The organism is Sphingopyxis yananensis (assembly GCF_020687785.1).
Lineage (GTDB): Bacteria > Pseudomonadota > Alphaproteobacteria > Sphingomonadales > Sphingomonadaceae > Sphingopyxis > Sphingopyxis yananensis.
Genome location: NZ_JAJEWI010000005.1, coordinates 390,000 through 409,506, shown reverse-complemented (window position 1 = coordinate 409,506; position 19,507 = coordinate 390,000). Strand labels below are relative to the sequence as shown.

At 59.6% G+C, this 19,507-nt stretch carries 19 protein-coding genes and 1 tRNA gene; 6 read left to right on the top strand and 14 right to left on the bottom strand.

Going from position 1 to position 19,507, the window contains the following annotated elements:
* Positions 1-4: 4 nt before the first annotated feature.
* Positions 5-298 (bottom strand): gene transfer agent family protein, encoded by a 294-nt coding sequence (locus LKO31_RS04480; RefSeq protein WP_227689577.1) that lies wholly within the window; start codon positions 296-298, stop codon positions 5-7.
* 44 nt (positions 299-342) lie between these two features.
* Complete coding sequence (locus LKO31_RS04475; protein ID WP_227688857.1) at positions 343-750, bottom strand: phage tail tube protein; 408 nt, start codon at positions 748-750, stop codon at positions 343-345.
* Between the two features lie 46 nt (positions 751-796).
* Between LKO31_RS04475 and LKO31_RS04470 the strand changes: the two genes are divergently transcribed.
* Complete coding sequence (locus LKO31_RS04470) at positions 797-1,132, top strand: hypothetical protein (protein WP_227688856.1); 336 nt, start codon at positions 797-799, stop codon at positions 1,130-1,132.
* A gap of 15 nt (positions 1,133-1,147) precedes the next feature.
* Here LKO31_RS04470 and gp17 read toward each other — a convergent pair whose 3' ends face one another.
* From gp17 to LKO31_RS04420, 10 genes are all read right to left on the bottom strand, one after another.
* Positions 1,148-1,543, bottom strand: coding sequence for a tail completion protein gp17 (gene gp17 / locus LKO31_RS04465; RefSeq protein ID WP_227688855.1), 396 nt, complete (start codon positions 1,541-1,543; stop codon positions 1,148-1,150).
* On the bottom strand, positions 1,540-2,136 hold the full coding sequence (locus LKO31_RS04460) for a head-tail connector protein (RefSeq protein WP_227688854.1): 597 nt from the start codon (positions 2,134-2,136) through the stop codon (positions 1,540-1,542). Before LKO31_RS04460 ends, gp17 begins: the two co-directional genes overlap by 4 nt.
* Positions 2,137-2,236: 100 nt before the next feature.
* On the bottom strand, positions 2,237-3,388 hold the full coding sequence (locus tag LKO31_RS04455; protein WP_227688853.1) for a phage major capsid protein: 1,152 nt from the start codon (positions 3,386-3,388) through the stop codon (positions 2,237-2,239).
* 7 nt (positions 3,389-3,395) lie between these two features.
* Positions 3,396-3,923, bottom strand: coding sequence for an HK97 family phage prohead protease (locus LKO31_RS04450; RefSeq protein WP_265104534.1), 528 nt, complete (start codon positions 3,921-3,923; stop codon positions 3,396-3,398).
* The gene (locus LKO31_RS04445) at positions 3,827-4,138 is read right to left on the bottom strand and encodes a DUF6127 family protein (RefSeq protein WP_227689575.1); all 312 of its coding nucleotides are present in this window, start codon (positions 4,136-4,138) and stop codon (positions 3,827-3,829) included. The genes LKO31_RS04450 and LKO31_RS04445 overlap by 97 nt, the downstream gene beginning before the upstream one ends.
* Positions 4,139-4,203: 65 nt before the next feature.
* Positions 4,204-5,322: a phage portal protein gene (locus tag LKO31_RS04440; protein ID WP_227688852.1), complete on the bottom strand. Its 1,119-nt coding sequence runs from the start codon at positions 5,320-5,322 to the stop codon at positions 4,204-4,206.
* Between the two features lie 38 nt (positions 5,323-5,360).
* Positions 5,361-6,662, bottom strand: coding sequence for a DNA-packaging protein (locus LKO31_RS04435; RefSeq protein ID WP_407699254.1), 1,302 nt, complete (start codon positions 6,660-6,662; stop codon positions 5,361-5,363).
* A complete protein-coding gene (locus LKO31_RS04430) occupies positions 6,662-7,537 on the bottom strand; it encodes a hypothetical protein (protein WP_227688850.1) in 876 nt (291 codons plus the stop codon). Before LKO31_RS04430 ends, LKO31_RS04435 begins: the two co-directional genes overlap by 1 nt.
* 127 nt (positions 7,538-7,664) lie before the next feature.
* The gene (locus LKO31_RS04425; RefSeq protein WP_227688849.1) at positions 7,665-8,780 is read right to left on the bottom strand and encodes an endonuclease/exonuclease/phosphatase family protein; all 1,116 of its coding nucleotides are present in this window, start codon (positions 8,778-8,780) and stop codon (positions 7,665-7,667) included.
* An 83-nt stretch (positions 8,781-8,863) separates the two neighbouring features.
* Positions 8,864-9,322, bottom strand: coding sequence for a DUF983 domain-containing protein (locus tag LKO31_RS04420; protein ID WP_227688848.1), 459 nt, complete (start codon positions 9,320-9,322; stop codon positions 8,864-8,866).
* Positions 9,323-9,654: 332 nt separating this feature from the next.
* Here LKO31_RS04420 and LKO31_RS04415 point away from each other — a divergent pair, with 332 nt between their 5' ends.
* From LKO31_RS04415 to LKO31_RS04400, 4 genes are all read left to right on the top strand, one after another.
* Positions 9,655-11,250 (top strand): CHASE domain-containing protein, encoded by a 1,596-nt coding sequence (locus tag LKO31_RS04415; protein ID WP_227688847.1) that lies wholly within the window; start codon positions 9,655-9,657, stop codon positions 11,248-11,250.
* Positions 11,251-11,324: 74 nt separating this feature from the next.
* Entirely contained in the window at positions 11,325-12,341 is a 1,017-nt protein-coding gene (locus LKO31_RS04410; RefSeq protein WP_227688846.1) for a LacI family DNA-binding transcriptional regulator, read from the top strand.
* A gap of 316 nt (positions 12,342-12,657) precedes the next feature.
* Entirely contained in the window at positions 12,658-15,330 is a 2,673-nt protein-coding gene (gene acnA, locus LKO31_RS04405) for an aconitate hydratase AcnA (protein ID WP_227688845.1), read from the top strand.
* A gap of 155 nt (positions 15,331-15,485) precedes the next feature.
* Positions 15,486-16,469, top strand: a complete 984-nt coding sequence (locus tag LKO31_RS04400) for an aldo/keto reductase (RefSeq protein WP_227688844.1) — start codon at positions 15,486-15,488, stop codon at positions 16,467-16,469.
* A 130-nt stretch (positions 16,470-16,599) separates the two neighbouring features.
* Here the strand turns inward: LKO31_RS04400 and LKO31_RS04395 are convergent.
* Positions 16,600-16,675 (bottom strand) — tRNA-Val (locus tag LKO31_RS04395).
* A 446-nt stretch (positions 16,676-17,121) separates the two neighbouring features.
* On the opposite strand from LKO31_RS04395, the gene LKO31_RS04390 reads away from it, so the two are divergent.
* Positions 17,122-18,330, top strand: coding sequence for a YadA-like family protein (locus LKO31_RS04390; RefSeq protein WP_227688843.1), 1,209 nt, complete (start codon positions 17,122-17,124; stop codon positions 18,328-18,330).
* An 80-nt stretch (positions 18,331-18,410) separates the two neighbouring features.
* On the opposite strand, the gene LKO31_RS04385 is transcribed toward LKO31_RS04390, so the two are convergent.
* Entirely contained in the window at positions 18,411-19,466 is a 1,056-nt protein-coding gene (locus LKO31_RS04385; RefSeq protein ID WP_227688842.1) for a MarR family transcriptional regulator, read from the bottom strand.
* Positions 19,467-19,507: the final 41 nt, after the last annotated feature.

Sequence of the window (19,507 nt, the reverse complement as noted above, 5' to 3'; positions counted from 1 at the left end):
GACGTCACCGCCCTTGCAAAATTTGTCCGAAAATCTGGCGCATCACCGGCATCATCTGCCCCAGCCCCGCATCCAGCATCATCTGCCCTAGCATTTCACGGGTCAGCTCGGCGGGCCGCTCGTCCACGCAATGCCAAATCAAGGCCAGCATCTCGCTCAATCCCAAGGCACCATCCGCCGCGCGGTCGACCAACGCAAATAATGGCCCAACATCCGCTTCCGCCGCCACCAAGGCCGCGAAACTGGGCCGCACCACAAAGGCCCGCTCGCCCAGCACCAACGCCGCCTCACCGCGCATCCCATTGGCAGCGCTCTGCGGTGTCCTGCTTTCGGGGGCCCCGCTCACAGGCTCACCACCACGCCGCTTGATTCCAAATTCAGCGTGTAATTGCGCTCACCATTATAATCGCCAGCATAATCCAATCGGGTGATCAAGAAGCGCCCTTCCAGCACCTCGCCACCCTCAAAGGTCAGCCGGAAATCATCCAAAGTCCCAGCCAGCGCATGGGTCCGCAGCCTGACCTCCGCCGCCGATCCGGTAAAAATCCCCGCCGCGCTCACCGACACCGAACGCACGCCCGCGCCCGACAATAATTCGCGCCAACCACCGCTATCCTTGTTGGTGACGTTCACCGCCTCCCCATTCACGGACATTTGCGTCGTGCGCAAACCCGCAACCGTTTGATAGCCTATCGGATTTTCGCCATTTCCGATTTTCAGCAGAAATGCGCTCCCTTTTTCCACCGCCATTCGCTACGCTCCTCGCCTCAAATGAATAAAGATGGGGAGAATATGGATGCTTACGACCGCCGTTTTGCTCGTCGCTTTGCTTCAAGCACCAACCACCGCCGTCGACACCAGCCGCACGGCTTTCACGGAATGTCTGCGCAAGGAATTGCGCACATCGTTACAAGCCAAGGTCACACCTGATGATTTCGCTGCTGGCCTTGCCAGCAAATGCGAAAAACCGCGTGAGGCTTTCCGCGCTGCCGTCATCGCTGCCGACCGCGCCAGCGGCGACAAGCTCGACGCCGCCACCCAAGATGCCGACGCCCAAGTCGCCGACTATCACCAAAGCTTTTCCGAGAAATATAAGGATTACAGCGACACCAATTCGCTCCCCAGCGATTGACGCGCTCCTAATCCCCTAAGCGACCCGCCGAAAACAACGACAGCGCAGCGCCAACTGCTGCTGCCAATGCCCATCGGCCTTTTCGCTCCACCGACTCCGCACGATGTGGCTGGAAACAATCTGCCAGCCCATCACCTCGGCGCGTATATCCGCCAAGGCCGCCTCCATCGCAGCGCCACCGCCGGTGGCTTGGCCCTGCGCCGCCACCAAATATAGCGTCACCACCACCTCGCGACCTTCGCGCTCCTTGGTGCCCCACGCACGCCCCTCTGCCGCGTCAATCCGAACATAGGGCATATGCATTCGCGGCGCATAAGCATCATACACCTGATGCACCAACGCCATCACCGCGCTATTCCCCCGCAATATATTGGCCACATGCTGGCGCACCGCCTGCTCTGCACTGCTCATCGCTGGGCTCCGGCAAATCTCGGCGCCGCCCCCAATGTCATTCGCCGCCATGGCTGCCACAAGGCCACTACCGACGCTGGCGGCATCCCGCCCAGCGACGGCACATCGCGGGTCTCATATAAATGCTGCACCATACGGATCATACCGTGCCGCAGCCCTTCCGGCACCTCGGCCGGATCCGCCGCCATTCCCGCCCGATAATCAACCCGCGCCGCGCGCCGTCCATATCGCCCGTCGACGCGCAGTTGCACCCCGCCGTCACGATCCGTGACAATGTGAAATTCATGGGGCGGCAAATCCAAATCCGCTTCGCCATCCGCCACCAAGGCCACGCCGTCCACCGCCACCACAGGCCGTCCAGGCAGCACCAGCGTGCGGCTATATTCCGCAAACACCCCGCGCCACGCGGCACCGCGCACCATCACCCATTGCCCAATAAAGGCTTCACATATTTGCGCCGCCACCGCGATCAAACGGATCAACAGCAAATCCTCCGCCTCCCCGCTCAAGCGCAACCAAGCCCGCATATCCTCCAGACTCACCGGCAATCCGGCATCCAGCGCCGCCCCAGCGCCATCGGCTTCCTCACTCATCCCGCCGTCCTTTCCCGCCTCGCCTCTCGCCCATGGCAAAACGGGGGCCTCATCCGCCCCCGTTTTGCCATCACCCCTCAGTCTTCAAATTTTCTGACCATCAACTCGCAGCAAATTTCATCAACTTAATGGCATTGCTATCGACCACGCCGCCGCCCACACGCTTGGTCGCGTAAAAATGAACATAGGGCTTATTGCTGAACGGATCGCGCAAGATGCGGGTTTCCCCCCGATCCGCGATCAAATAACCGGAACGGAAATTACCAAAAGCAATCGACAGGCTGTTGGCAGCAACCGCCGGCATATCCTCGGCTTCCACCACCGGATAACCCAGCAACGTCGCGGCCTGCCCCTCCACCAATCCGGGCTGCCAAATAAACTGCCCATCACTGGTCTTAAATTTGCGAATACGCGCCAATGTATCGCTATTCATCACCCAGCACGCCCCTTGGCGATAGGGGGGACGCAGCGCATGAACCAATTCAATCAACTTATCCTCGGGGCTGGAACTGGCAAAACCACCCGCCGCGCCGCTAATCACAAATTGCAACTCGCCAAAGGTCCGCGCCGCATCCGCCAGCGCCGACACGCCATAGGTTAAAAACCCTTTGGGCTTGTTGGTGCCATTGCCGTTCACAAAGGCCGCACCTTCCGCCACCGCAAATTCACGGCCAATTTCCTCGGCCAACCAATGTTCAATATTGAACATGGCATCATCCAGCATCAACTGCGTCGCCGCCGGATTGGCATATAGCTCACCAAAAGATGGAATAATCTCGGCAAAGTCCCGTGTTGCCGTCTCCGGCCGCGCCCCTGCTTCGCCGACCCAGCTCGCCCCCGTCGCACCATGGGCCAGCAATTTGCGATATCCGCTGCTGCCCGTCTGCACCACCTGCGAAATGGCGCGAATGGGCGACAAGCTCCGCAGCGTGGCGGCAATTTCGCCGTCAATCTCGCGCGGCACGGCATAGCCGCCATCACCGCCCGTCACGGCCTCCAACGCCTTCATCTCCACGCCGCTTTCCACACCGCGCCGCAAATAACGCTCGACAAATTGGCTGCGCACCGCGCCCCCCGCTTGCACCGACTTCGCGCCGTCCAGCGGCAAACGCGACGCCGCCACCGCCTGCGCATCGACCTGTATTTTCAGCGATGCGACCGTCTGCTTCAATTCCTCCACCGCATCCGCGGCCGCCACGGCATCAAATGCTTGCTCCAACATATCGGCTTTCACTTCCATCGCACCTGTCATCGTCCCGTCACTCCTCGTTGAAATCCACTGCAATCACACGCGCCAAGGGCTGCATCGGCTGGGCCACCAAACTCACCTCAGCCAAATCCAACGTCATCAGCTCCCTCGGTCCCGCGCCGCCGCCCCGCGCCGCCGTCACCCGATATCCAAAGCTCAGCCCGCTCAGCGCCCCGCGCTTCACCATCGCGGCGGCGGCGGGGTGGGTCACACATCCCACCACCCGCAAACCGCGCTGATCTTCTTCCAATTTTTCAATAAAACCGATGCTGTGCTGGCTCCGGTGCTGCCACAGCAGGGGGACTTTTCCGGCGCGCTTCAAACTGTCCGCAAAGGCCCCGCGCCGCACGACATCCCCGCCTCGGTCCACATGGTCGAACACCGACGCATATCCCGCAAAGCGCACCGCCGCAGTCGCAACCCCAGCCCCCGCAGCCCCCTTCACCGCAGCAACCCCGGCAAGCCCAATTTCACCGCCAAGCCCACCACCAGCACCGCCAAGGCCCCGCGCACCGTCCATTCCACGGCGGCGGTCCATGCGCTGCGCTTGGCATCCCGCCACGCCTCCAACAATTGGCGCAAATCGCCAATATCCTCGCGCGCTGCTTCATCCGCCAAGCCCAGCCGCGCCAACGCCCGCCGCGCTCCCAATTCGCTCGCTTCCTCAATCATCGCGCGCAAACCCGCCTGCTGCACAGGCGCGACATCGCCCGCCAGCGCCACCAATTGCGCCAGCGTCTCTTGCTCATCCATCATGCTATCCTCTCGCTTATCGCCGCCGCGCGCCTACCCGCAGCGCGCGCTGCTCAACGCACCGCTCAACCCCCGCGCACATCCAACCCCAACAGCACCTTTTTCTCCTCGGCGCTCAACCAGTCCGCCGCCGACACTTCGCGCCACAAGGCCATGCGATCCCCCGCCAAGGCTGGCACTTGGTCCAAATCAACCCGCAACGTCATCGCCCCCAACGTCGGCGACAATCCTTCGGCAATGGCGTTCAAAATCTTGGTCGCCAGCGGCAACACCGTCAGCCGCCACAAAGCACGGTTGGCCTCGCGATAATTGGCATAGGTCGCATCCCCCGGCAGTCCCAGCAACATCGGCGGCACGCCAAAGGCCATGGCAATTTCCCGCGCCGCGCTATGCTTTAATTCCAGAAAATCCATGTCAGCGGGCGACAGGCTCAGCGGCTGCCATTTCAACCCGCCCTCCAACAACAAGGGCCGCCCCGCATTATGCCCGCCCGCAAAACTCTCGGCCAATTCCTCGCGCAATCGCTCAATCTGGTCCGCCGCCAACGGCAATCCCTTGTCGCCGGGGTCATGCACCAGCGCTCCCGACGGCCGCGCCGCATTATCCAACAACGCTTTATTCCAGCGCGCCGCTGCATTATGCGCCGCAATCGCGCCCCTCGCGGCCCCCAAACATCCCGCACCATAATGGTCATCCAACGGATGAAATCCGCGTATATGAATCACCGCCGTGCGCCCCGCACCATCCAGCGCGGGCAAAATCGCCGCCTGTCCGCCAGCTTTATATCGATAGGCCTCGGGCCAGCCCTGCCCATCGGCCTCCACGCTCACACGGTCGGGACGCAGTGCAAATAATTCCGCTGGCTCGCCGCTAGCATCCGGCAAAATCTGCACATAAGCATTGCCATGCAGCATCACATGCGCCGCCAGCGTCTCCAACAACCCCTGCCCCGCACTGGTCGCCCCAATCAGCCCCGCCGCACGGTCCTGACAACAAGTCAGCGGCGCGGCCCCCACCGCTTCCGCCACCAAGCGCACCGATCGCTGCACAATGGCATTTTCCAAATATCCCTCGCGCACCTCGCCATCCCAGCTCAAAGCAGCAGGCGCCGCCCACCCGCCATAGACACGCGACAAAGCAGGCCGTGCAGCATGCTGCACGGCCTTCCGGCCAAACCAGTTCATCTTATTTCTCCAGATTATCGCCCTATTGGGTTATGCGCTCACACCCGCCGCACCATCGGCTCTCGCCCACCGCTCACCGCGCCCAGCAACTCCGCCAGCGCCCATACACAGGCATCCGCGCGGTCTGGCGATCGCCCGGGCCCCGCATATCCGCCGCCGACCTGCAATCCGCATAATTCATCTTCCAGCCGCGCAAAGCGCCCAACATGCACCACCTGCCCCCGCTCATAGGCCAAGGCTACCGGTTCCGCCCGACGCGCCTTACCCACAACGGCCCGCGCCGCGACCATCGGTAAGGTGACATCTGCTTGGGCCAGCACCGCCAACACCATCTCGCCGCCCATATTGCTTTCCGCCACAATCCGGTCCGCGCCCCAACGCGCCGCCGCGCTCGCCACTGCTTGCGCCCAGATCATCGGGGCCGCTTTCTCCACACTGGCATCTTCCAGCACCGCCAATTTGCCATCCCGCAGCAAGGCCGCCACCACAATCCCGCACGCGTCCCCTGTGCTGGTCGCGGGCGGGTCCACGCCGATCACCACGCGCACCGGCTTATCAACATCCGCCACGCGCACCCCGTCCAGCCGCTCCCGCGTCCACAAAGCCCCTTCAACATCCTCCAGCATCTCACCGGCCAATTCCTGCCGCCCCGTCCGCGTTCCGGCATAAAGCCGCTCCATCGTCGCCAGCCACGGCGCGGACAAATTATGCCGATTGGCCTCGGTCGCCCCCCGCGTCACCGCCACGCCGTCTTCGGCCATCAACCGCCGCACCAACGCCACCGCGCGCGGCGTCGTCGTCGCCACCACACGCGGCCTTGCGCCAATGCGCATGGTCAGCATCAAATTATCCCAAGCCGCTTCCGCCTGCGGCCATTTGGCAATTTCGTCGCACCACGCCGCCTCATGCTCCGGCCCGCGCAGCCCCTCCGGCTCGGCGGCGGAATAAAGCGTCGCCACCGCGCCATTCGGCCAAGTCACGCGCCGCAAACTACTCTCATAGCTTGGCCGCATGGCAGGGCCAGCAATCGCCAACAATCCGCTCTCGCCTTCCACCATCACCTGCCGCGCTTCGTTCAATGACGCGCCCACCAAGGCAATTCGTCCGCTCGGGCGCGTCTCTGCAAAATCGCGCACCCACTCCGCACCCGTCCGCGTCTTGCCAAATCCGCGCCCCGCCAACAGCAACCACACATGCCAATCACCCTCCGGCGGCACCTGATCTGCCCGCCGCCAACAGGCCCAGTTCGCCAAATATTCTGCCGCTTCCGCCTCATTCAGTCGCGCCAGCCATGCCTCCAGCGCCTCCGGCGTCTCCTTCGCCCAATCGCTGACATGCATCATAGGGCGTCATCCCAGCCCAAGCCGCTCGGCTCCGCCGCATCCTCACCCGCCTGATCCGCGACGCTCAACACGCCATCCCCCACGCTGTCACCCAAGCTGCCCATCCCATGGTCGGACGATATGCCACCCAAAGCACCGCTTGGTCGCGCACCCAAATCGCCAGAAAGGTCGCCCATCAAATCGTCGCACGCCCCCTCACCCGCGCCGCTGCCTAGCGCCTGCTCGGCCCCATCAACACGCGCCCGAGCCTGCACATTACGCAGCTTCTCCGCCAAACGCTGCCGCGCTTGCCCAGACGGTGCAGCCACGCCCGCCGCCACATCATGCCGCCACGCTCCATGATCGGCGCCCCGCCCCGTTCGTCTTCCAATCCCCCGCACCGCCGCACGGTGCGCCGCCAACAAGGCCAACCCCAGCCGATATTTCTGCGCCCGCGCCTTCAACGTCGCGTCCTTCACCAGTGCCGAAGGCTGAACCAAAGCATCCGCCAACAACTCCGCCTCCAACCGCACAAAGCCCTCGCACAAGGCATCGTGCCACTGGGCCGCAAAATCCGCATTGCGCCGCCGCTCGCGATAAAAGCTATTGCTCGGCAACCCGGCCGCCCGCGCCGACGCCGTAATGTTCGACGATTCCGCCAACGCATCTAGAAAAGCGACCATCTGCCGTTTGTTGGGCCGCGAACTCACCTTGGCCGTCCCGCGTCCCGCCGCGCTGCGGCGCCCTACAACGCCCCGACGCACCGCCACCCTATCACCAACCACGCCAGCCCCATGTCTCTGGCTCGCGTCCGCCCCAGTTGGCGGCGTATCACATTTCAGTCCCGCCGAACCCACCATCCCCCTTGCACCGGCCTTTCGTTCTACGCCCATCGCCGCTGCGCTCCCCAAATAAAAAGGGCCGAAACGCGTTGCCGCGTCGGCCCTAGACACAATTTTCGATGTTGTTTTCTATCTGCCACAACAGCGTGACGATGTCAATCAATTTTTACCTATATGGTTATTTTTTGCAATATGAATTCACCATATACGCTACATTGCTTTGCTCAGACAGATTCACAGGCCATTGAATTTCATACGTAACTTTAAACCCGTCATGATCGGACAATCGCGGCCCACTCGGCCCACCATCAAACATCGCTTCTACCCTGATCGGCCGGATATCCATCTTTTGCCCATCAGAAAAAAACTGCAAATCCTGCGTATCCATCCACGGCTCGTCACCATCCCATGACATCGCCACATCACACCGATCCGGTTCGGAAATACAATATCCATGTACCAAATTCAGCGGATGATATTGGGAAAACCCCTCCCACCGCGATTCAGAATGGCGCATATTAAAATCGCCGCCAAAAATCAGCGCAATATCATCATCGCTCGTATCCGCGATAAAAGCCGACGCCATTTCCACTTGGCGCTGATGCGCTTCCAAATTGCGCTTTTCCGGTACCTTTGATGCACCGCGCGCATTCATATGACTATTATAAAAATCTACTGGCAACGGCACCCCAGGGAAATAGACACGGGCCATCATCACGCCCTTGTTCGCCAAACAATCAAAACCCGCACAGGCTTTGCGGCCAAAGGCTTCGCGGTCACGCTCAATAATCGGATATCGGCTGGCAATCGACAATCCGCTGCCCAGCACCCGCAACCCAATTTCGCCCTTCAACGGCTTCGACTTGCCCGACAATTTGCGCTCCGGCCCATCCTCTGGCGAACTCACACGGCGCGGCCCCGGCGCAATCGCACCATATCCGCTCGCCGCCACGGCTTTTTTGGCCGATGCGCTGAACATTTCCTGAAACAAAACAATATCCGGCGCATTGCCTTGCGCATTCATCGCGGCCAGACGCGCCCCGATTTCCTGCAAATATGGCTTACGCCCACCGCGCGCCGGCCATGGCAGGCCTTCCAAATTATAAGTCAGCACCGAAAATTGCGCACTTTGGGTCGTGCCATCCGCGCTCGTCGCAATCTCCAGCGGCGGCGCGTCCACACAGGCCATGGTGCGCAGCGGCGGCTTCCCGCCGCATCCCGCCAACAGGCCCAATAGTCCCACGCTGAATGCGCCAATCACCACCCGTTTTTGCTGGTATATCATCTTGGCCATGCGGGTCCCGCTAATCCTCATCCCCCACCGCAACGCAGGCACTATCTCATGCCATTCGCTGCGGCAGTATTGCGTTGCCAAATCTAATGCTCGGCCGACTCCTTATGTTCCGTCTCTTCATCTTCGCCGCGCGCCCGCGCGTGCAAATCAGCCCATAACGCGCCGGTCCCCGCCTCTTGGGCCTGATTAATATATTGCGATGCGACCAACCAACCTTTGATCGGGCGCAAGCACAATAAGCAAGGTACCAACATCACGGGAAATGAGACAAAAATATGCACCCACCATGGCGGGTTAATCGCGACTTCAAACCAAACAATCAAAAATAACAAAGGAAATGCGACAAAGCATAAAGAGAAAAAGGCCGGACCGTCATCAGGCGCAGCAAAATCATAATCTAGCCCGCATTCCTCGCATGTTTCCGCCACTTTCAACCAGTGGCTGAACATTCGGCCCTTGTGGCATCGCGGACAAACGCCTCGCCATCCCGTATCAAAAACCCAATTCCAGCGATCGCGTCCCTTCAGTTCGGTTGCCATCATATTCGTCCCAAGACTCCAATCCCATCCCTACCCCATCATTCCATAGGGCGCGTCCAACAAGTTGCAATCAAGAACGAACCAATATCCAGCCCTAGGACAAAAGGTCCCAAACCGACATCAACCATGTCGTCCCAATACATTCCCTGACATTTCGATACGGATTGCGTCTTGCTTTCCGTCCGCAGCCATGAAACATCTCGTTGCGGGGGAGAGGAAGCGAAGCAAATGCAAAAAAAGCGCATCGATATCAGCGACTATCGTCGCCAAAACCATCATTCCACTCATAAACGCCGCTCATGACTTTCGTCTCACGCCTCGTGTGGATCGCGATTTTGCTCGGGACCCTCGCGGCGGCTTCAGCGAATTATTATTTCAGCCAAGCCAATGAAGCAGAACAGGTGGATCGCCTATCCGCCTTGGTCTCCAGCCGCCTCAATGACCAGCTGACCATCCTCGAAGGGGTCAGCGCGCTTTACCTAACCCATAAATTGCTCAGCAAAACTGACAATAACGCTCTCAGCGACAGCTATATTCGCGAATATTTGGCGAAAATACACACCCATGCGCAGTCCACGGGTATTCAAGGCATCGGCATTATCACCGCGACTACGCCCGAAAATCAGGCATCACGTCTGGCCAGCATCCGCGCCAATTACGGACCTGACGCCCATATTTGGCCCAGCCCCATCGCCAATCTCGCTTACCCGATCACTTTTATCGAACCCTATGACATGGCCAACAGCCGCGCTCTGGGATTTGACATGTATAGCGAAGCTATTCGCCGCCGTGCCATTCAACGTGCATGGACCAGCGGCAACGCATCGGCATCCAACATTGTCTCGCTCGTTCAAACCCAAAACGCGAAAAACCCGCAACCAGGCTTTCTGCTCTTCATTCCCGTGCGCGATAGCACCGCCACGCCGACTTCCCGCTCTGGCCGCAACGGTAATCCATCATCGCCATCATTCCCCAAAAAGCCGGTGGAAGCCTTTGTTTATGCGCCGATACTGGTTCATGATCTCATCTCTGCCATGCTCGCCCCATCCCTTTCCGGCATTGCGGGCGTTCGTGTTTATGCTGGCACCGATGACAAGGCGCCGCTTATCTATGAACGCGGCCATATGACATGGGGCTCCCATCATACCACGATCCGCATTGCGGACCGCGAATGGAAAATGGTGGTTTCCTATCAGGAAAAATTCAATCGCTATGGCCGCCCAATCATCATCTTCATATTCGGCACAGCGATTGCGCTGCTGTTCACGCGCCTAAACAAAGGCCAACGCCGCCGTATCGACGCCTACCGCGCGCTTGCCGAGGAAAAGGCCCGCCATGCCGAGGATCGGGAATTGATCATCGGCGAAATGGCGCATCGCCTGAAAAATGCTTTCGCCCGCATTGGTGCCTTGGCGCGGATCACCATTCGCGAAAGCGCCAATCTGGCAGAATTTGAAACCCGCTTCGACGGGCGGCTACGCGCTTTGGCCGACACAAAACAAATGATGATTGTCGGCGGCGTGGCCTCATTCGACCTCGCTCACCTCATTCACCGTGAAATGGAATTGGCCGGTGTCGCAGCCCATGCGAGTGATGAAATTTCCGGTCCCCCCATTCATTTGGGCGACGAAGGCGCCCAAGCCATTGCCCTGATTATTCACGAGCTTGTCACCAACAGCATCAAATATGGCGCGCTGTCGGGAACCGGACATTTGGCCATCCACTGGACGCTTGAAAACCGTCAAATCCAACTTTCGTGGATCGAAAGCAACCTCGCCTCGACGCCCAATTTGGATCATGAAAGCTTCGGCACCCACTTCATTCGCTCGCTCATCCAGCGCCAATTGCGCGGCGATTGGCAGCGCAGCACCCAAGAACGCAGGCTGAATGTCATCATCACATGGCCAGATAATGTGGAAACCACCGCCTAAATATTCTGAACCCCGCCCATCGATTGACAAGCCTTTGGTTCAGCGCAACAGACAGCCGACCAAAGGAAATTTGCGTGTCCAATCGACCATTACGCCCCACCAGTTTTGATGTCGCCGAAAAGGCTGGGGTATCCCAATCCACCGTGTCCCGTGCGCTGCGCGGCAATTCCGGCGTCAACGCCGAAACCCGCGCCCGCGTGTCTGCTGCCGCGCGCGAACTTGGCTATGTGGTGGACCGTCACGCCTCATCCTTGCGCTTAAAAAGCAGCGAAACCATCGCGCTCGTCACCATCTGCCGCCCGGGCGAAGACCGCAGCGCTATCAACCCTTTCTATTTTGCGCTGCTCGGCAGCATCGCCGCCGCCACCTCCGCGCGCGGTTTTAATCTGCTGGTCTCCTTTCAAGAAAGCGCCGCCAATTTCCGCGCCGATTTTGTTGCCTCCGGCCTTGCCGATGCCATGATCGTCATTGGCACCGCCACCAATCACGCTGCGTGGGATTATTTCGCACAGGCCCAAGCTTCCGGCCTCGATTTTGTTTGCTGGGGCAGCCCGGGCGCGCCCTTTCACTGGCTGCGCAGCGACAACCGCTCCGGCGGGGCTCTGGCGGCGCAACATTTTCTCTCTCTTCGTCGGCGCCATTGCGCCTTCATCGGCCCGTCGGTGGGCATCTCGCGCCAATTTGATGAACGGCGCGATGGCTATGTCGCCGCCCTCGCAGCGCAGGGTTTCACCAGCGTCACCGTCGATCCGCCCGCCAACACTGATCGCTACGCCCAAGGAATCGCTGCCGCCCGCACGCTGCTCAGCCAACATCCGGAAACCGATGCCATTTTCGTCAGCAGCGACATGTTGGCACTAGGCGTACTCCAAGGCGTCAAGGAAATGGGCCGCCGCGTCCCCGCTGATGTCGCCATTATCGGCTTCGATGGTATCCGCGCTGGCACCTTGGCCGAACCCCCGCTCACCACCCTTGAACCCGACCTCGACGCTGCGGGCGAAGCATTGGTCGCCATGGCGCTCGAAGACCAAGCCCATATGCGCGGCCGCAGCCGCGTTCCGGTGCAATTGCTTCTACGCGGCACCGCCTGACGCATGGATAGCTCTTTTGCTCAGACAGCAAAATTCTATCAATTGGCCAAAGATTTCCCAGCCACGTCCACCGCAGAAATCCCAGAATATTTTCGTCCATACTGATCGAAACCAACGATCTGGGGCCAAATCCCGCTGTTTTCCAATGAAAGTTCGGCGCAACCCTTTGTCCCCTCCACCTATCCCCCCTTGCTTTTTCGCTGTTCCAGCGTAAGGCACGGCCCGACATAAACCTGCGCGCGCGACTCCCGCACCCCTCTCCCTTTTGGGTGGCGGCGGTCATTCCCCGCCGCGCCAACATGGGGACTGCTGCTCTATGACCACCACCGGCCAAGACACGCTCGGTACCCGCTCAACGCTCGACGTTGGCGGCAAGACTTACGCTTATTATTCGCTCGAAAAGGCGGCGGCCAAGCTGGGCGACGTATCGCGCCTACCTTTCTCGATGAAAGTGCTGCTGGAAAATCTGCTGCGCTTCGAAGACGGCGGCTTCACCGTTTCGACGGATGACGTACAGGCTTTGGTTGATTGGCAGAAAAACCCAATTTCCAACCGCGAAATCCAATATCGCCCTGCCCGCGTTCTGCTCCAAGACTTCACTGGCGTTCCTTGCGTTGTTGACTTGGCCGCCATGCGCGACGCCATTGCCACGCTGGGCGGCGACACCACCAAGATCAACCCACTGGTCCCCGTTCACCTCGTGATCGACCACTCGGTGATGGTTGACGAGTTTGGCCACCCCAAGGCGTTCGAACAAAATGTCGAAATCGAATATTATCGTAACGGCGAACGTTATGATTTCTTGAAGTGGGGCAGCAAGAGCCTTGATAACTTCAAGGCCGTTCCTCCCGGCACCGGCATCTGCCACCAAGTGAATTTGGAACATATCGCCCAAGCCATTTGGTCCAGCCAAGACGCCAACGGCGAAACTGTTGCTTATCCTGACACCTGCGTCGGGACCGACAGCCACACCACCATGGTCAACGGCCTTGGCGTATTGGGCTGGGGCGTTGGCGGTATCGAAGCAGAGGCAGCTATGCTCGGCCAGCCTGTCTCGATGCTCATCCCCGAAGTGGTCGGTTTCAAGCTGACCGGCGAACTGAAGGAAGGCGTCACCGCGACCGACCTCGTTCTGACCTGCACCGCCATGCTGCGCGAAAAAGGCGTGGTTGGCCGCTTCGTCGAATATTTCGGTCCCGGCCTTGCTTCGCTGTCGCTGGCTGACCGCGCAACGCTCGCCAATATGGCACCGGAATATGGCGCAACCTGCGGCTTCTTCGGCATCGACGACAAGACGCTGGACTATATGCGTCTGACAGGCCGCTCAGAAGAAAATCTGGCGCTGGTCGAAGCCTATGCCAAGGCCCAAGGCCTGTGGATCGATCCGACCGCAGCCGACCCCATCTTCACCTCGACGCTGGAACTGGACCTTGGTTCGGTTGTTCCTTCGCTCGCTGGTCCCAAGCGTCCGCAAGACCGCGTTTCGCTTCCGCAAGTTGACGATGTCTTCAACGCCGACCTCGCCAACACCTATAAAAAGGTGCAAACCCGCGTTGCCGTAGAAGGCGAAGACTTTGACATTGGCGACGGCGACGTCACCATTGCCGCGATCACCAGCTGCACCAACACCTCGAACCCCAGCGTATTGGTTGCTGCCGGTCTGGTCGCCAAAAAGGCGGACGCCCTCGGCCTCAAGCCCAAGCCATGGGTCAAGACCTCGCTGGCCCCCGGTTCACAGGTTGTCACCGACTATCTGGTGAAAGCTGGCTTGCAACAGCACCTCGACAATATCGGCTTCAACCTGGTTGGTTATGGCTGCACCACCTGCATCGGTAACTCGGGTCCGCTCGCTGAACCGATCAGCAAGGCGATCAACGAAAACGGCCTCGTCGCCGCTGCCGTGATCTCGGGCAACCGCAACTTCGAAGGCCGCGTATCGCCGGACGTTCGCGCAAACTTCCTCGCATCGCCGCCGCTGGTGGTCGCTTATGCATTGAAGGGCACCGTGATCGAAGACTTCACGACCACCCCAATCGGTCAAGACCAGTCGGGCAATGACGTCTTCCTCAAGGACATCTGGCCAACCAACCAAGAAGTTGCCGACACGATGAACGCTGCTATCGACCGCGACATGTTCGTGGCCCGTTATGCCCAAGTCTATAAGGGCGACGAGCATTGGCAAAAGATCAACGTCGAAGGCTCGAACACCTATCAGTGGCGCGCTGGTTCGACCTATGTCGCCAACCCGCCATATTTCGAAGGCATGTCGATGACGCCGGCTCCTGTCACCGACATCATCAGCGCAAAGCCGCTGGCGATCCTCGGCGACTCGATCACCACCGACCACATCTCGCCTGCTGGCAGCATCAAGGCTGACTCGCCTGCTGGTCAGTGGCTGATGGAACATCAAGTTCCGAAGTCGGACTTCAACAGCTATGGCGCCCGCCGTGGCCACCACGAAGTCATGATGCGCGGCACCTTCGCCAACATCCGCATCAAGAATGAAATGGTCCCCGGCATCGAAGGCGGCATGTCGCGTTACGGCGCCGACATCATGCCCATCTACGATGCTGCCATGCGTCACAAAGCCGATGGCACGCCGCTGGTGGTCATCGCTGGCAAGGAATATGGCACCGGCTCGTCGCGTGACTGGGCTGCCAAGGGTACCAACCTGCTCGGCGTTCGCGCTGTGATCGTCGAAAGCTTCGAACGTATCCACCGTTCGAACCTCGTCGGCATGGGCGTTCTGCCGCTGCAATTCTTGGACGGCCAAAGCCGCGAAACCCTCGGCCTCACCGGCGACGACAGCTTCACCATCACCGGTGTTGCCGACCTCAAGCCGCGCCAGACCGTGACGGTTCAAGTAACCCGCGCCGACGGCTCGACCTTCAGCTTCGACACGCTGTGCCGCATCGACACCGCCAACGAAGTCGAATATTATATGAATGGCGGCATTCTGCATTACGTTCTGCGTAAGCTGGCTGCTTAAGTCACAAAGGTTCGGCGGGCCTCGGCTCGCCCCCAACAAAAAGGGCCGCGCTGGCATCCAGTGCGGCCTTTTTGCTGCCCAGCAGAAATCCCCCTTCCCCTGCGCGCCCGACTGCGTCACACAGGCGCGCAACATCCTGCATCAGGGGGAAATATATGGGCCGCCGCCTCGCCAATCGCACCGTCAACCCCATCGGCCTCGGCGTGATGTCCCTCAGCGGAGCCTATGGCAACGTCCCCGACCGCACAGATGCCGTCCGCCTGCTCAACACAGCGTTGGACTTGGGCTATAACCACCTCGACACGGCGTCCCTGTACGGCCTCGGCCATAACGAAAGCCTGATCGCCTCTGCCATCGGCCACCGCCGCGACGAATTTTTCTTGGCCTCCAAATGCGGCATGAAGCGTAGCCCCGAAGGGCGTGTGATCGACGGCAGCCCCGCCAATATCCGCCAAACCCTCGACGAAAGCCTCCAGCGGCTCGGCGTCGATCATATCGACCTTTATTACCTCCACCGCCTCGACCCCAATGTCCCCATCGAAGAATCCGCAGGCGCATTGGGTGAATTGGTTCGCGAAGGCAAAATTGGCGCGATCGGCCTCAGCGAAATCTCCGCCGCCACCCTGCGACTCGCCCACGCCGAACATCCCATCGCCGCCGTGCAAAATGAATATAGCCTCACCAGCCGCAACTGCGAATTGGGCATATTGGAAACCACCAAGGCATTGGGCATCGCCCTTGTCGCCTTCTCGCCCGTCGGGCGCGGCTGGCTGGCCGACGCCGTCCACCATGCCGATTATCAGCAAGGCGACCTGCGCTCCCTTTTCCCGCGCTTCACCAGCGATGCCTTGCGCGCCAACACTGTCCTGCTCACGACATTCCGCGACCTAGCCGCCGAACACAGCCTCACGCCCGCACAGCTCAGCCTCGCATGGCTGCTATCTCAGGGCGATCATATCCATGCCATCCCCGGCACATCGTCCATTCCGCATCTCCACGAAAATTTCGCCGCGCCACGCACTGCGCTTTCCACAGATCTGCTGGCCAAACTCAACGCGCATTTTCCGCCCAACATCCTCAGCGGTACGCGCTACCCACCCCATATGCAGATCGACATCGACACCGAAGAATTCGCCTAATCCGCCATCTGGCCCCAATCGACGGCCCAAACCGCGATACACCGGCAAAAATCAACAAAAAATAACCGACACGCCAAGATGCGTCCGGTTTCCTGTGCCTTTACGGCTTGATCGTCAATGTCAGAAGATATGGTGGGCGATGACAGGCTCGAACTGCCGACATCCTCGGTGTAAACGAGGCGCTCTACCAACTGAGCTAATCGCCCCCAGTGGCTGTGGGGCTGCATTTACGTTATTTTTCAGACAGGTCAACAAATTTCTGAAAAATTTTTAGCGCCCCGCACAATCACCGAACATCTCTACGGCGCAAGGCCGCACGACAAAGCCAAACTGCCCGCTCACCATGCCTCGTCCGGCCAGCGCCCGTCCCCATTCATGTCAACATTCTGGTGTGATCCAGAACAGTTGCAATCTTTATATGATCAAATTTTTAAACATCTAAATATTTTTTCAAAAATTCATCATTATCAATATAGATTTTAATTTATTGCCACAGTCAAATTTTTTGACCGAAAAAAAATCATCATGTTAAATATATATTAACAAAATTCACACATTCCCAATGTGATTTTCATCACAGCGCGCAAATTCACAAAAGAATAGCGACAAACCACAAAAGTTCACGCCCAACACCTAAATGTTAGGAACAGACATGAAAAAAATCGGCAATATCGCATCCATTTCCGCCTTCGCATTGGCAGCGATGATCCCGCAAGTGGCACTCAGCCAAACTGACCCTTTAGATGAGCAGCGCATAACCGACCTCGAAACCATCGTAGGTGATCCATCGGGCGGCCTCGTAAAAGACGTAACTGACCTGCAAGGCGACGTAACTGCTCTGGAAGGCACCGTAGGCGATGCAAGCGGCGGCCTCGTAAAAGACGTAACTGACCTACAAGGCGACGTAACCGCTCTGGAAGGCACCGTAGGCGATGCAAGCGGCGGCCTCGTAAAAGACGTAACTGACCTGCAAGGCGACGTAACTGCTCTGGAAGGCACCGTAGGCGATGCAAGCGGCGGCCTCGTAAAAGACGTAACTGACCTGCAAGGCGACGTAACTGCTCTGGAAGGCACCGTAGGCGATGCAAGCGGCGGCCTCGTTAAGGACGTGACCGATCTCCGCAGCGACGTCAACACCATCAGCGGCGACGTCAGCACGCTTCGCACGGACACCGATACTCTGCGCACCGACGTCGGCAACCTTGTGGCACATGACGCCGTCCAAGACGGCCTGATCGGCGGTCTGCGCACCGACGTCAACACCATCAGCGGCGATGTCGGCGTTCTGCGCGGCGACGTAAATACCCTGCGCACGGACACCGACACTCTGCGCGTTGACGTCGGCAACCTTGTCGCAAAAGACATCGCTCAAGACGCCCGTATGGACGGCATCGACAACACGGTCGAATCCTTGGGCAATTCGGCTGCAAACGCCCTCGGCGGCGGCGCCACCTACAATGTTGCCGACGGCACCATCTCGGCACCCACCTATAATATCCAAGGCAGTGCTTACAACAGTGTCGGCACGGCGCTGGACGCCATCAACACCACGTTGAACCAGCATGGAACGCGTCTCGACAATTTGGACACCAAGGTCGTCAATCTGCAACAACAGCAAGACCTGCAAAACCGTCAAGCCAATGGCGGCATCGCAGCAGCCATGGCATTGGGCGGCGCGATGATCGTTCCAGACAGCACCGTGTCGGTGAACTTCAACATCGCAACCTATCGCGGTGAACAAGGCTTCGCTGGCAACCTGACCTTCCGCGCTTCGGAACGCGTCTATTTCAACGGCGGCGTTGTTGGTTCGACCGTGCGCGGTTCGACCGGTGGCCGCGTTGGCGTTGCCTTCGGCTTCTAATCATCATACCCCCCGAAAAAGGGCGGCGGAGCACCAGCTTTGCCGCCCTTTTCATTTGCCTTTCCCTCATCCCCAACTTGTCATTCGGCCAGCGCCTCAAAATAGCGCTCCATCGCGGAATAGGCCTGATCAGACATCGCAATAAAAATGCGCCGCCCGTCGCGCTCATCGGCCTCACGCAGAAATAATCCTGCATCAGTCAAGGTCTTAATCCAACGCAGCGCCGTCGTCGCCGGAACCGCCGACGCAATACACAGGCTGGACACCGACACCACCTGCCGCTCCAATCGAGCCGCAAACAAATCCAACAACATATCCCACGCCGGATCAGCGAATAAATCCGCTGGGAAGAACCGCTCCCGCGTGCGGCGTTGCCGAATCAATCGGCGCACGCGCTTGGCCCAATCGCGGTCCCGCGCGGCATCATCTCCGCCCATGCTCCGCCCCATTGCATAAAAGGATCGGGACTGCGCCCGCACGCCGTCCCGCCGACCATCCGACCCGCCATGCTCCGGCCAGCCATAATCCAATGGACGGGGCGCAGCATCCCCCGCCAATTGCCCCAACAAACGTGATATGCGCGCCACCTCGTCCTGCAACCGATCAATCCGGTCCATCGCTTCATCCCGCGCGGCATCACGCACCGCCATGTGCCGCACAGGCTGCGCGGCAATCAAGGCCATGCGGCGGTCCACCGCTTCGGGTTGCACCAACCATTGCACCGCGATGTCGTCTGGCACGCGTCCCATATGGCTATCCAGCACGGTTAAATCCGCCTCGCAGATCAACGGGCAATTGCGCGCCGCGACCATCGCATATAATTGGGTATAGCGCCCTGCGGTCACATCGCTTCGCGCAACCAACCACACCATATCCAGCCGCACCATCTGCTCGATACGCTCAGCCGCCATATCCAATGGCACGTCGCCAACAATCCGCACATCCTCGGCGTCGCTTACACCCGCCAAGCTCCCATTGGCACCGACGACCAAGACCGTCGCGGCACCGGCCCGCATGATATCCCCCGCCAGATCAGGCCCACGGCCATCCATCGTCACCGCTCGCCCACCCGCCTGCGTGTCCGATAACAGGTTTTTTTGCTCTTGCTCCGCCACAATATCGTCTCCCCCCAACACAGACTGCACTCTGATGCATCCCCCCGTCCACTACATCCGCG